Here is a 12404-nt window from a genome sequence, read left to right on the forward strand (position 1 = left end):
TGGAGTGTCACCCAGGTGATTATCATTCTCATTCACGTTTTTGTTCTCAATAAGCCTGTCAATAAGCTCTCATCTTTTTGAGGCTTGAGGGGGGAAATGCTTTGCCTGCCAAGCTTTTGAGCTGCTTGTCACCCCTTCAGAACTGGAAGTCTTCCCAAGTCAAGATAGCCCGTTTGCACCGAAAGATAGCTAACATCCGTAAAGATACGTTACACTCTTCTCACGTCCTATTTAGCCCAAAACCACAGCCGAATAGGAATAGAGAATCTGAACGTGTCCGGCATGATGGCTAATCATAAACTGGCGAAAGCTATTCAGGACATGGGATTTGGGGAATTCAAACGCCAACTAGAGTACAAGTGCCAGTTGTACGGGTCAACCTTAATTGTGGTTGATCGATGGTATCCCTCAACCAAAACCTGCTCAAGATGCCACACCGAAAAAGACTCAATGCCCTTATCTGAGCGGGTTTTTCGGTGTGACAACTGCGGGTTGGAAATTGACCGGGATTTCAATGCCTCCATTAATTTGGAGATAGCCGCCAGTTAGGTGGGGAGAGCCTGTGGACTGGTTGAGTGCCGTCACCTCCAGAATGAAGCAGGAAGTAAGCGTCAAGGATGTCCACTTGTGGGTAGCTTTGGGTAAGTCTTATGTAACGGCTAATTAAAGGCATCTTTAAGGACTGTACGGGCTGCCAAATGATTGCGCGTGGAGGTGAGTATTTCAGCTTCGCGTTCCAAACGGGCTGCTGTATCCTGCATTTCTAGCAAAGCTTGTTGTTCCGAAGCGACGCCGTAAAGATTGCCCGCTACCCAATAGGATAGTTCTAAAGGAAGGTCTGGCAAATCTTCAGGCAGCTCAATTTTCTGATCCGTCAGCTTGGCAGAAAGATGGACGACATCTCGCAGCAATTGCTCAACGGATTTGGAGAGTTCTCTTAAGTCTTTTTGGGAGGGTTGATCCTCTATCCATTCCACCAACCCGACGCGATAGGGTTTTTCTCGGACGTATTCTAAAACCCGAAATCGTTGCTGACCCAGGGTTAAGACTTTCATCCGATCATCGGGCAAGGGCAAACGCTGGAAGTGTATAATTTCAGCGCAGCAGCCAACGGCGGCGGGTTGACCTTGCACCGGGTCCCACATTAATACCCCAAACCGCCGATCGCTCTCCAAAATCGTGTTCATCAGGATACGATAGCGAAATTCAAAGATATGTAGGGGTAGGGGTCGTCCCGGAAATAGAACCACTTCTGGCAGTGGAAACAAAGGAAGTTCTCTAACAGCAATTGAGGAAGAGGATGCCATTGTGCCTTGGGGAAAAGGGTAACTGCGCTTCTTTACCTACTTTAACGGATTTTTTGGGGACAAGAAGCAAGCATTGGAGCAGAGGAGCTTCAGAAGCTCCAGGAACAAGGGAGATTTTAGGTCTGCCAAGCTACGCTAACGCAGGTTTCCAAATCCTTACGCTTTATACTTTCGCTCTTTTCCCCTCCGCGTGATCCTACCCTCCTACCCTATAGTTTCACTTCAATATCCACACCAGCAGGTAAATCAAGTTTCATCAGGGCGTCAATTGTTTTGGACGACGGTTGATAAATGTCAATCAGACGTCGGTGAGTACGTGTTTCAAAATGTTCCCGTGAATCTTTATCAACGTGGGGCGATCGCAAGACACAATAAATACGACGTTTGGTCGGTAAGGGAATTGGACCGACGGCGGCAGCATTGGTGCGATTTGCTGTATCCACAATCTTCTCGCAAGAAGTGTCCAGCAATCGCCGATCAAATGCTTTAAGGCGAATCCGAATTTTTTGCTGCTGAATCGTTGCCATTTTTTTTGAGTTGTCTAGGTTCTGAAATAATTAAGAATTTTGATGAGGGTGTAGGGGCAGGTTTAGGGATTAATATGGATTGGTTTTCCCAAAGCCTCAGTTGCCAAACCAGCCCTGACTTTGAGTGCGATAGTTTCCACCTTTCGGACTTCCAAAACAGATAGTAAGGAGCAGAGAAGCTGATGCAGTTCTCTGCTCCTACTCTTTTGAGCCAGAACAGTGCTACTTGAGGATCTTGGAGACAACACCTGCACCGATGGTGCGACCGCCTTCGCGAATGGCGAAGCGCATTCCTTGTTCAATCGCGATCGGGTTAATTAGCTCCACGGTCATTTTTACTCGGTCTCCCGGCATGACCATTTCCACATTGCTACCATCATCAGCGGTGTAGGAACTGATTGTTCCCGTCACATCGGTGGTACGAACATAGAACTGGGGGCGGTAGCCGGAAAAGAATGGAGTATGACGACCTCCTTCTTCTTTTTTGAGTACATAGACTTCCGACTCGAACTGAGTATGAGGAGTGATCGAACCGGGCTTGGCAATTACCATTCCCCGCTCAATATCTTTCTTCTCAACACCTCGGAGTAGAATTCCGGCGTTGTCACCCGCCATCCCTTCATCGAGACTCTTTTTAAACATCTCAATGCCGGTGACGGTTTTCTTGACCGTATCTCGGAGTCCAACTAACTCAACTTCGTCACCAATCTTGACTTTACCCCGCTCGATCCGACCCGTAGCTACTGTCCCCCGACCGGTAATGGTGAAGACGTCTTCGACTGCCATCAGGAAGGGCTTATCTACATCCCGCTCTGGGGTAGGAATGTAAGCATCGACCTCGTCCATTAACGCGTAGATCTGATCAACCCACTCATCGTCACCCTTCTTAAGGCTTGGGTTAGCTGTGAGAGAGTCGAGTGCCTTTAAAGCCGAACCTGCCACGATGGGAATATTATCCCCATCGAATTCATAATCACTGAGGAGTTCGCGGACTTCAAGTTCCACCAATTCCAGTAGTTCTTCGTCATCCACCATGTCTTTCTTGTTCAAAAAGACCACCAAGTTGGGGACGCCTACCTGCTTGGCAAGGAGAATGTGTTCCCGAGTTTGGGGCATTGGACCGTCAGCGGCTGAAACCACCAAGATGGCGCCATCCATTTGAGCCGCACCCGTGATCATGTTTTTCACATAATCGGCGTGACCCGGGCAATCAACGTGAGCATAGTGGCGATTTGCCGTTTCATACTCAACGTGAGCCGTGTTAATGGTAATCCCCCGCGCCTTTTCCTCTGGCGCCGCATCAATCTCTTCGTACTTCTTGGCGGTTGCTTGACCTGATGCAGCCAGAGTCATGGTAATGGCAGCCGTCAGCGTTGTTTTGCCGTGGTCTACGTGACCAATTGTGCCAATGTTGACGTGGGGTTTAGTCCTTTCAAACTTTGCGCGTGCCATGAATTACGTTTTCCTTTTCTTAGTTATGCGTTCCCTTTGCTCTTAGCAATGATAGCTTCAGCCACGTTACGAGGCACTTCATCGTAGTTGCTAAACTCCATTGAGAAGATACCTCGACCTTGGGTCTTAGACCGGATATCCGTAGCATAACCAAACATCTCGGCTAATGGAACTTTAGCAGAAACTTTAGCAATGCCTTCTTCGGTACCCATTCCTTCAATTTGACCACGGCGGGAGTTGAGATCGCCCATGACATCTCCGAGAAAGTCTTCAGGCACTTCAACTTCCACTTTCATCATAGGCTCTAGTAGCACGGGTGAAGCCTTCAGCACCGCTTGTCGAATTGCCATTGAACCGGCAATTTTGAATGCCATTTCCGAAGAATCAACATCGTGGTAAGAGCCATCAACTAATGTGGCTTTGACATCAATGAGAGGATACCCAGCCAGGATACCCGATTCGCAGGCTTCTTTCATACCCTGCTCAGCCGGAGAAATAAATTCCTTCGGTACGGAACCACCAACAATCTTGGAGACAAATTCAAACCCACTACCGGATTCACCTGGCTCCAATTCAATGACAACATGACCGTACTGGCCTTTACCGCCACTTTGACGGATAAACTTGCCTTCCGCTTGCACGGATTTACGAATTGTTTCCCGGTAAGCCACCTGAGGGGCACCCACATTGGCTTCAACTTTGAACTCCCGCAGCATCCGATCCACCAGAATTTCCAGGTGGAGTTCACCCATTCCCGCTATCACGGTTTGATTGGTTTCTTGATCGATACTCACCCGGAATGTCGGATCTTCTTCCGATAAGGCTTGGAGGGCTTTGGAAAGCTTCTCCATATCCTGTTTTGTTTTGGGTTCTACGGCTACCGAAATCACCGGCTCTGGAATATAAAGCGATTCCAAAATAATTGGCGATTCTTCACCACAAATTGTATCACCCGTTGTCGTTTGCTTGAGACCAATCGCCGCACCGAGATCGCCAGCCCGTAGCTCATCGACCTCAATCCGTTCGTTGGATTTCAAAATAATCAGACGGGATATACGTTCCTTCTGATCTTTGGTGGAGTTGAGAATATAGCTGCCTTTTTGCAGAACTCCCGAATAGACCCGCATGAAGGTTAAACGACCATAAGGGTCTGACATGATCTTAAATGCCAGCGCCGCTAGGGGAGCTTCATCGTCTGCAGGTCTGGTTTCAGGTGTACCATCGGGCAATAGTCCCTGAATTGCCGGAACTTCCGGGGGAGATGGTAGATAGTCCACCACTCCATCTAGGAGTAGTTGTACTCCTCTATTTTTGAAGGCTGAACCACACAGCACCGGGACAATTGTTCCCGCAATTGTACCTTTACGCAAAGCAGACCGAATTTCGTCTTCGGTGAGTTCCTCTTCCGCCAGATACTTTTCTAAGAGCGCTTCATCTGTCTCGGCTACGGCTTCGATGAGCTTGACTCGGTATTCTTGGGCTAGCTCTTGAACATCTTCCGGAATTTCTGTGTCTTGCATATCCGTACCCAGGTCATTGCTATAAATCCGGGCACGCATTTGGACAAGATCGACAATACCGTGGAAATCATTTTCACTGCCGATGGGAATTTGGATCGCAACTGCATTGGTACGCAGGCGATCGCGGAGTTGCTCGTATACTTTGAAGAAGTTAGCACCCGTGCGATCCATCTTGTTGACAAAGGCAATCCTCGGTACCCGGTAGCGATCCGCTTGTCGCCACACAGTTTCCGATTGGGGCTGGACACCTCCCACTGAGCAGAACACAGCAATCACACCATCCAAAACCCGCATCGAACGCTCAACTTCAATCGTGAAGTCTACGTGACCCGGTGTATCAATGATGTTAATCCGGTGATCCAGCCAGTTTGTGCTGATGGCCGCAGCAGTAATTGTAATTCCCCGTTCCCGCTCTTGCTCCATCCAGTCCGTCACGGCTGTCCCTTCATGGACTTCGCCTATCTTATGAACGATTCCTGAGTAAAACAGAATCCGTTCGGTTGTTGTTGTCTTGCCCGCATCAATGTGGGCTGCAATCCCGATATTGCGTATTTTCTCAAGCGGGATGGTACGTGCCACAGCTACCTCCTTCGTCGCCGCAAGTTTCCACGTTGCTATCTCTTTACAATTCTATACTTTGTTTAACTTTTTAGGGATTTGTTGTTTGTCCTTTGTCCTATTCGCTCCTCAAAAAGCCAGCCAGCTAGGTTATTGGTTATTCCTCACGGAACCCCCCGAATCAACCTTTAGCCTTCGCGAGTGCTGTCATTCATCGGTCTAACTGAGTTAGTAGCGATAATGGGCAAACGCTTTATTCGCATCTGCCATCCGATGGGTTTCTTCCCGTTTACGAATGGCATTCCCGGTTTCATTTGCCGCATCCATCAGCTCATTTGCCAATTTACTCGACATACTTTTCCCTGAGCGACTTCGGGAAAATTGAATCAGCCAGCGCATAGCTAATGTTGTTCCGCGTTCTGAGCGGACTTCCATGGGAACTTGATACGTTGCCCCTCCAACCCGACGGGCTTTCACTTCTACTAACGGGGTGACATTCCGTATCGCTTTTTCAAATACCTCTAGAGGTTCGTTACCTGTGCGTTCTTCAATCATTTTGAAGGCGTCATAGATAATTCCAGATGCCAGAGATTTTTTTCCATGACGCATAATCCGGCGCACGATCATACTAACCAAACGGCTGTTATAAACCGGGTCAGGGGGGACAGGGCGCTTTTTAACAACTGTACGACGAGACATAGTAAGCCTTTACAAAATACATAATCCGTTGGCAAATTTAACAAATTATCCGGGAATTGATTTTCTTTTCCCCAGGTTTAAGGGTTGCTTGGAAAAATCCAGAAAAACCCAGCCAGAAAAACCTAGCCACATCATCTACCATTTTCCAGGGCAGCTTACCCCACCTAAACCGCTATGGGCAAGTTGAACCAGGTGTGGGCAGACTTTAAAAAGCTCTATTTGCTTACTTTAGGACGCTTGGTTCCGTACTTGGAACGACCCTGCTTGCGATCTTTCACACCTGCCGTATCTAGGGTTCCCCGAATAATATGATATCGAACCCCGGGTAAATCTTTAACCCGTCCTCCTCTAATCATCACGACCGAGTGTTCTTGAAGGTTATGACCAATTCCAGGAATATACGCCGTCACTTCAAAACCTGATGTCAGGCGTACCCTTGCCACTTTCCGCAGGGCTGAGTTCGGTTTTTTGGGGGTTGTCGTGTAGACTCGGGTGCAAACACCCCGCCTTTGTGGACATTGTTTCAGTGCAGGCGATTTGGTTTTCGCCTTGATTTTGGCGCGTTCGCTACGAATAAGCTGCTGGATAGTGGGCATGAGTTACGGCGCGTAAAATTCCTTAATTGTTTAAAGTATTGACAAATTCTGATTGTACTGACTTTTGGGCAACAATGTCAATGTTTTTGTCCTTTGTCCTTGGTCATTCGTCATTTGCTACTCCTTACACCTAGGAGCATTGATCACGCCTTGACTTTTCACGGGAAGTCTAGAAACTATTGTAGAGACGCGCTTTTGAAGCGTCTGGGCGGGTTTAGTTAAATCGGGTTGCAACCGAAAAGATAGTGGTGAAACCCGCCCCTACACAATTCATACTCACGTAGCGCCATATACCGTGAAAAGTTAGATCACGCCTTGACTCGAAACGAGTTTCCGCAGCCACAGGTTTCAATGGCATTGGGGTTATAAAAGCGAAACCCACCACCCATGAGATCTTCTGAATAATCCAAGGTTAGGTTGGTTAAATACTTGATGCTCACTTCATCCACGACCACAGTGATACCTTGAGTGTCATAGACGCGATCGCTCGCTCTGACGGCATCATCAAACTCCAGAGTATAGTATAAATCAGCACATCCCCCTGGCTTCGCGCCTAAGCGTAATCGAGCTTGCTGTTGCTGGCGCTTGGTCTTGAGGCGTCTTATTTCATTGGTCGCCGCTTGACTCAGTGTAATCATCGGTTTTGTCCTGGCTTAGAAATCGTCGTCACTTGGGGCAAAAAAAATTTCCTCCCTTAGTATTAGGGAGGAGTTCATTTAGCGTCAAGCTAGTACAGCACAGTGTAATAATTAATCACCAATTTACCAAGCTAAACCGATATTAACCTTCGACTTCCCTGGAAGCCGTACTAGCTACTTCGGACAACCCCACCTATTCTGTGTCACACTCGTTGCGGGCATAGTCATCTTCATAGCGAATAATGTCATCTTCGCCAAGGTACTCGCCATTCTGCACTTCTATTAATACCAGCGGAATAACACCTGGATTTTCTAGGCGATGAGCATGTCCTTGAGGCACATAACTGGACTGATTTTGATGAATCAATAATTCCTTATCTCCGCAAATAACCTTTGCCATGCCGCTGACAACAATCCAGTGTTCACTACGATGGTAGTGCATTTGCAGGCTGAGGCGATGACCGGGCTTCACCTCAATGCGCTTAATCTTGTATCCTCGCCCCTCTTCCAGAACAGTAAATGAACCCCAAGGTCTTAGTTCTGTAGCGGCAGCGCCTTCGGCAGTCAACGATCTGGGCAGGGTAATCGCCGAATCTTGAGGAACTGCTTGCTGAACCATAGTATTTCTCCTGAAAATAGTTACGGTAGTGAAGTACCCCAACTTGCTTCGCTGAAGTTGGGGAACCTCCAACTTCTTAAAACAAGGACGGTCTTATTCGTCTTTAGGGTTTCCCGCTTCATCCGCCGATGCCTCCAAAGGTTGCCCTTTATTGGTCTTACTCAGCGTCCACAGGCAGCCGCCTGCCTCCCGCAGGCATTAATTGTGATCAAAAGGTTAAATCGGGTATTTAGCTATTGCCCGGTTATCAACAACACAAAAGCCAACTACAGTTAAGATTAGCAAATTCATCTTAGATTTTGCACCCATTAGGGGATAGATACGTCAAATTGTAGAAAGTCTTCACATTGAGAGACTTGAGCTTTATCGAAACTTTAGATAAAAGCTCTGGCAGATAAAGAAGAAGATGTTAAAGGTTAGAGCTAGCTTAGTGTTCGTCATTTGTAAGGATTTGAGAAATTTTTACATAACTTAACAGGGTTCAGTTGATTTCCAGCAACCTACTTAGGGGAAATTGGGTCGAAAGAGTCCCAAAGCATTGTGAACCCGGGCGGCTGTGTAAGGAGAACGATCCAGAAGATGACCCCCTAAATAGAGTCCAGTGGAACTCCCACCATCGAGATTCAGTGCATCAACGGCTCCGAGTTGCTGCATCAACTGTGCTGTTTCGGTTAAGTTGGGACCTCTACCACCGAGGCGATTGTGCATGGCGGCAATAATTAGTGTGCCATTTGCCGTGATCCCGATCGCACTCCGAATGGCGGCTTGTTGAGCAAAGGCATCACTAAACTTTTCAGCTTGGGCATCTAGCACAATTTGGCGATTTTGCAGTAACAACGGACCAGCACCGAGGATATGAGGATAATTATTAAACTCAATCGGCAAGGTTTTCTGTTCAATCTGAACTTGTGTGCCAATCGTGAGAGTACTTACCGCAACTTTTGGATCACTGCCTCTATCTATGAGAAGATAGCCATTAACTGGAATAGGAAACGACTCCTTACCCGCTAAACCTCCGGGTAATTGAGCCGTAATCTGGTTATTTTGCACAACCGAGATCACTTCATTATCGGTTAACGGGGTGTAGATTGCGCCCCACTCTGGAGTATAGCGAGATATCCCGGCTTGCACATAACCGCTATTCAGGAACAGAATCGGAAAACGTTCTCCCTTGGCAGTGATTAAGGTTTCCTGAAGGCTGAGACGTCCAAATTTGAATTGATGCTGATCCGTCCACGCGATCGCACCTCGGTTGAGAATGGGACCAGAATACCAATATCCATCCCGGCGGATCGCACCTAATGGTAATTGATTATTGCGGTTAAAGAAGCCACCATTGATGGCGGCTGAGGCTTGCCACAACTGGGCGGTTTGGATCAGGGGGGCGGTTCCCATTTGAGTTGTGGGATTACTCCAAATCGGTTTCAGGTTGACTTGGGGATTTTTGGGATCAACCTCTAGCCACACCAAAGGAAATCGAGTATCACCCAGGGTCACAGTCCGCTGACGCCACCAGATACCCGGCGCCCACAGAATATCTTTTTCCACCATGGCATCCGGTCGAAGTTCGATGACTAAGCGATTGGGGTTGGGTAAGCTAAAGACGTGTAACCGTAGACCATCTGGAATCGAAACGCCGATAGTGGTTTGGGTTTGATTCGTTTCAACGCGGATAATCGGTTGATTCTCCGGCACTGCATTGTTTTTCTCATCCCCCTCAATGGGGAACGTTTTAAGTGTTGAGTGTGTAGGGGCGGGTTTTACTACTATCATTTCTTGCTTCACCCGGATGTGACTAAACCCGCCCTGACTAAGTTTTGAGTGTTGGGTGTTGAGTGTTGAGTGATTTCCCTCATCTTCCTCATTTTCCACAGGCGGAGGCGGGGTAAACTGTTCAATCACAGACGGATTCGCGATCGCTTCTAATATAATCACCCCTTCACCGGGGCTTCTGCTCACTTGCCAAGGTGTGGGACGATCTAAATCAAGAATCATCCTAAACCCCCACGGGTGTGCCTCTTCCCGGATACTGTCTAATCGTGCGGGTGCAGACGTTAGCGCTAATGTATCTCCTTGGGCTTGGAATTGCCATCCCACCTGTTGGGCAAACTCTGTAATATCTAAATAGCGATAAGCATCACGATGGTGAGCCACCAGAACTAGAGGCGTACTCAGGGGATTAGAGAACCACTGCACAGGTTGTCGTGTCCAATTGCGGGTACTCAACAATTCCAGTCCGAAGAGTTGTTGGATTCCCACATCAGTGATACCCGTGCGTATAACTCCCCCAACTTGCCACTGTTTCCAGGCAAGAGGTAGTATGCGACCATTTAAGGAGAGTTTTGTCCCCCCGCCAACGACTTGAGTCGGGGTTTGAGCGAAAGTTTGCGTCTGAGGTGAGGGAGAAGCCGAGGGAGTCACGGCTTCAGCTTCTACCCATTCGCGATCGAGTTCAAGGGTTGACTGAACGACTAAACGTTGCAGAATTTCCCCCATGGTTAGACTCTCTATTACTAGGGATTTCGCAGAATTAACACGTTTAGCGGTTAAACCTAGGCATGAAGTGCAAATTGCTAAGAGTCCAATCACAATTTTGGCTTTATTCCGTGAGAATCCCTTTGTCATAATCTTGGCTTTAGCGTGAGATGAATTGACGTTTAAACGTACAGATAAACTAATTTCTGTATTGTATGTATATTAGGAAAATTAGTTCAATAATTAAAGCTAAATTCTACATAATCTGTTTTGCTGTTGACAGCCATCTCGGCTCAAAGGTTCCCTGGGAATTTGCTTGTCAGTTAAAATAGTCAGTTCAAATAAAGGGTAGATGGCAGACCTGTCCAGTTTTGAGTTGATTTATAATCGAAAAAAAACGGGAGACTCAAATGACTGTAGCCACGATCGCAACACCCAAAAATGAATCCCCCCTTTTGTTTGAGGGAATGACCTGGAGAGAGTTCAAAGCCGTTGAGCAATTGTTAGACCGCCCAGGATATCGACTTTCTTTTTTAGATGGAGTTTTGGAGATACGACGAATGCCTGGAGAACCTCACCAAACTGTTAAGGAAAGAATTGGTGCATTGTTGGAGTTTTACCTGTTGATGGCAGGATTTGACTTTACTCCAACTGGCTCAATGACGTTGGAAAGTGAAGGAGTCGCCGTCAAGCGAGAAGCCGATGAATCCTATAAACTGGCTCCGGGTCGAACCCATCTCGATCTGGCGATTGAGGTGGTGTTTACCAGTGGCGGTATCAACAAGTTGGAGATCTATAAGCGGCTGAAGATCAAGGAAGTGTGGTTTTGGGAAGATGGGGTGTTAAGCTGTCATGCATTTAAACTGTGATAAGAGCATTACCCTTATTTTTCAGTTTGCGCCCCCAGTTAATAACTAGCTTGTCTTCATTTAAAAGTTGATTTAACAAAGATTCTAACTCTTCAATGGATTCAAACAGCCGATTAGCAATATATTCTTTAGCCGAATGCCAGACTAATTCAATTAAGTTATAATCTGGACTATATTCAGGTAAATATTCAAGATAAATATTTGGCATTTCAGCTTCAATTTTATTAATATACTCTTCTTTTTTGTGAAAGCTGGCGTTGTCTAATATAATAACGATTTTGGCTCCCTTTTCGGCAAAGTCTTCTCTTTTGTTTCCCGCTTCTATCCATTCATTAATTGCCTCTTCATAGAAGCCTTTTAAGACTTTGTAAAAGTTGTCTGAATTGCTTGTATCTAGAAATTCGACAAATCTCTTCTTATCTGAATGACGCATACACCCCATGACATTGACTCTTCCCTTTCTTCGGTCTCCTCTAACTCGTTTTCGCTTTCCTTTTTTACACCAATCTTTTCTTCTAATTACCCTTAAACTAAATCCACTTTCATCCCAAAACCATACCTGAAGACGCTCTGGACTCTCTTTCTCTATTTTTATATATGCCTCTATCTTTTCTTTAAATGCTTCTCTTTTTTGAGAGTTTCTCTTCGCTTCCAAGCTATACTTTGTCCAAAGGTAAGCGTACTTTTTTCTCTCTAATATCCTCCGAACCTGTGAGCCACTTAACTGGATTCCTGTTTTTTCTTCTAAATATTTAGCCAATCTTTGGGTTGTCCATCGACCAAATTCGTATCCGAACTCTTCGGGGCTTTTTTCGATTGTTTCGAGTAAAACATCAATATATTTATCTGTGGCTTTATGATGGTTTCCTGACATTCTTTTATCTCTGAGACTTTCCAAGTTATCTGGGTCTCCATGAACGCACCAATAGCACACCTTGTTTTGGGAGCAACCAATAAACTCGGCGATTTCTTGTTGGGTCTTGCTATCATTCAGCAATAATAGTATTAGGATTCTTTCTCTAATATCTGCATTATTCTCGGTTTTTAGAGCAATTTGTAATTTTTCTTTTTGAGCGGGTTTCAAATAATCTTTGGCTGGCATATTTTTTTTGTTCTTCGGATTTCCTATTTTAATTATACCCTA

General features: G+C 46.3%; 10 protein-coding genes and 2 pseudogenes. 2 read left to right on the forward strand and 10 right to left on the reverse strand.

The annotated features are described in order from the left end of the window. Positions 1-140: 140 nt before the first annotated feature. Positions 141-667, forward strand: a pseudogene (locus RID09_RS11285) (RNA-guided endonuclease InsQ/TnpB family protein); the annotation flags it as partial. Here the strand turns inward: RID09_RS11285 and RID09_RS11290 are convergent. The 9 genes from RID09_RS11290 to RID09_RS11330 all read right to left on the reverse strand — a co-directional run bounded on the left by RID09_RS11290 (position 660) and on the right by RID09_RS11330 (position 10412). Then, positions 660-1307: an LON peptidase substrate-binding domain-containing protein gene (locus tag RID09_RS11290; RefSeq protein WP_446336042.1), complete on the reverse strand. Its 648-nt coding sequence runs from the start codon at positions 1305-1307 to the stop codon at positions 660-662. The pseudogene RID09_RS11285 and the gene RID09_RS11290 overlap by 8 nt on opposite strands. A gap of 209 nt (positions 1308-1516) precedes the next feature. Next, positions 1517-1834 (reverse strand): 30S ribosomal protein S10, encoded by a 318-nt coding sequence (gene rpsJ / locus RID09_RS11295; RefSeq protein ID WP_044208966.1) that lies wholly within the window; start codon positions 1832-1834, stop codon positions 1517-1519. A 222-nt stretch (positions 1835-2056) separates the two neighbouring features. After that, on the reverse strand, positions 2057-3286 hold the full coding sequence (gene tuf / locus RID09_RS11300; RefSeq protein WP_446336043.1) for an elongation factor Tu: 1230 nt from the start codon (positions 3284-3286) through the stop codon (positions 2057-2059). A gap of 23 nt (positions 3287-3309) precedes the next feature. Further along, complete coding sequence (gene fusA, locus RID09_RS11305) at positions 3310-5385, reverse strand: elongation factor G (RefSeq protein WP_446336044.1); 2076 nt, start codon at positions 5383-5385, stop codon at positions 3310-3312. Positions 5386-5592: 207 nt separating this feature from the next. Then, on the reverse strand, positions 5593-6063 hold the full coding sequence (rpsG, locus tag RID09_RS11310) for a 30S ribosomal protein S7 (RefSeq protein ID WP_446336045.1): 471 nt from the start codon (positions 6061-6063) through the stop codon (positions 5593-5595). Between the two features lie 215 nt (positions 6064-6278). Continuing rightward, positions 6279-6659 carry a 30S ribosomal protein S12 gene (gene rpsL / locus RID09_RS11315; protein WP_446336046.1) on the reverse strand — a complete coding sequence of 127 codons (381 nt, stop codon included), beginning with the start codon at positions 6657-6659 and terminating at the stop codon, positions 6279-6281. A 308-nt stretch (positions 6660-6967) separates the two neighbouring features. Continuing rightward, a complete protein-coding gene (locus RID09_RS11320) occupies positions 6968-7297 on the reverse strand; it encodes a HesB/IscA family protein (protein ID WP_446336047.1) in 330 nt (109 codons plus the stop codon). Positions 7298-7490: 193 nt separating this feature from the next. Then, complete coding sequence (locus tag RID09_RS11325) at positions 7491-7916, reverse strand: phosphomannose isomerase type II C-terminal cupin domain (protein ID WP_446336048.1); 426 nt, start codon at positions 7914-7916, stop codon at positions 7491-7493. Positions 7917-8420: 504 nt separating this feature from the next. Beyond that, positions 8421-10412: a phosphodiester glycosidase family protein gene (locus RID09_RS11330; protein ID WP_446336049.1), complete on the reverse strand. Its 1992-nt coding sequence runs from the start codon at positions 10410-10412 to the stop codon at positions 8421-8423. 389 nt (positions 10413-10801) lie between these two features. Here RID09_RS11330 and RID09_RS11335 point away from each other — a divergent pair. Next, positions 10802-11245: pseudogene (locus RID09_RS11335) on the forward strand (Uma2 family endonuclease); the annotation flags it as partial. A gap of 4 nt (positions 11246-11249) precedes the next feature. On the opposite strand, the gene RID09_RS11340 reads toward RID09_RS11335, so the two are convergent. After that, positions 11250-12362 carry an IS630 family transposase gene (locus RID09_RS11340; RefSeq protein ID WP_446336050.1) on the reverse strand — a complete coding sequence of 371 codons (1113 nt, stop codon included), beginning with the start codon at positions 12360-12362 and terminating at the stop codon, positions 11250-11252. Positions 12363-12404: the final 42 nt, after the last annotated feature.

Source organism: Coleofasciculus sp. G1-WW12-02, from assembly GCF_040219735.1.
GTDB lineage: Bacteria > Cyanobacteriota > Cyanobacteriia > Cyanobacteriales > Coleofasciculaceae > Coleofasciculus.

What these genes read in the sequence shown, in the direction of transcription:
- rpsJ (WP_044208966.1), bottom strand. Translation starts at nt 1,834, where the DNA reads ATGGCAACGATTCAGCAGCAAAAAATTCGGATTCGCCTTAAAGCATTT.
- RID09_RS11290 (WP_446336042.1), bottom strand. Translation starts at nt 1,307, where the DNA reads ATGGCATCCTCTTCCTCAATTGCTGTTAGAGAACTTCCTTTGTTTCCA.
- rpsL (WP_446336046.1), bottom strand. Translation starts at nt 6,659, where the DNA reads ATGCCCACTATCCAGCAGCTTATTCGTAGCGAACGCGCCAAAATCAAG.
- RID09_RS11340 (WP_446336050.1), bottom strand. Translation starts at nt 12,362, where the DNA reads ATGCCAGCCAAAGATTATTTGAAACCCGCTCAAAAAGAAAAATTACAA.
- RID09_RS11325 (WP_446336048.1), bottom strand. Translation starts at nt 7,916, where the DNA reads ATGGTTCAGCAAGCAGTTCCTCAAGATTCGGCGATTACCCTGCCCAGA.
- RID09_RS11320 (WP_446336047.1), bottom strand. Translation starts at nt 7,297, where the DNA reads ATGATTACACTGAGTCAAGCGGCGACCAATGAAATAAGACGCCTCAAG.
- RID09_RS11330 (WP_446336049.1), bottom strand. Translation starts at nt 10,412, where the DNA reads ATGGGGGAAATTCTGCAACGTTTAGTCGTTCAGTCAACCCTTGAACTC.
- rpsG (WP_446336045.1), bottom strand. Translation starts at nt 6,063, where the DNA reads ATGTCTCGTCGTACAGTTGTTAAAAAGCGCCCTGTCCCCCCTGACCCG.
- tuf (WP_446336043.1), bottom strand. Translation starts at nt 3,286, where the DNA reads ATGGCACGCGCAAAGTTTGAAAGGACTAAACCCCACGTCAACATTGGC.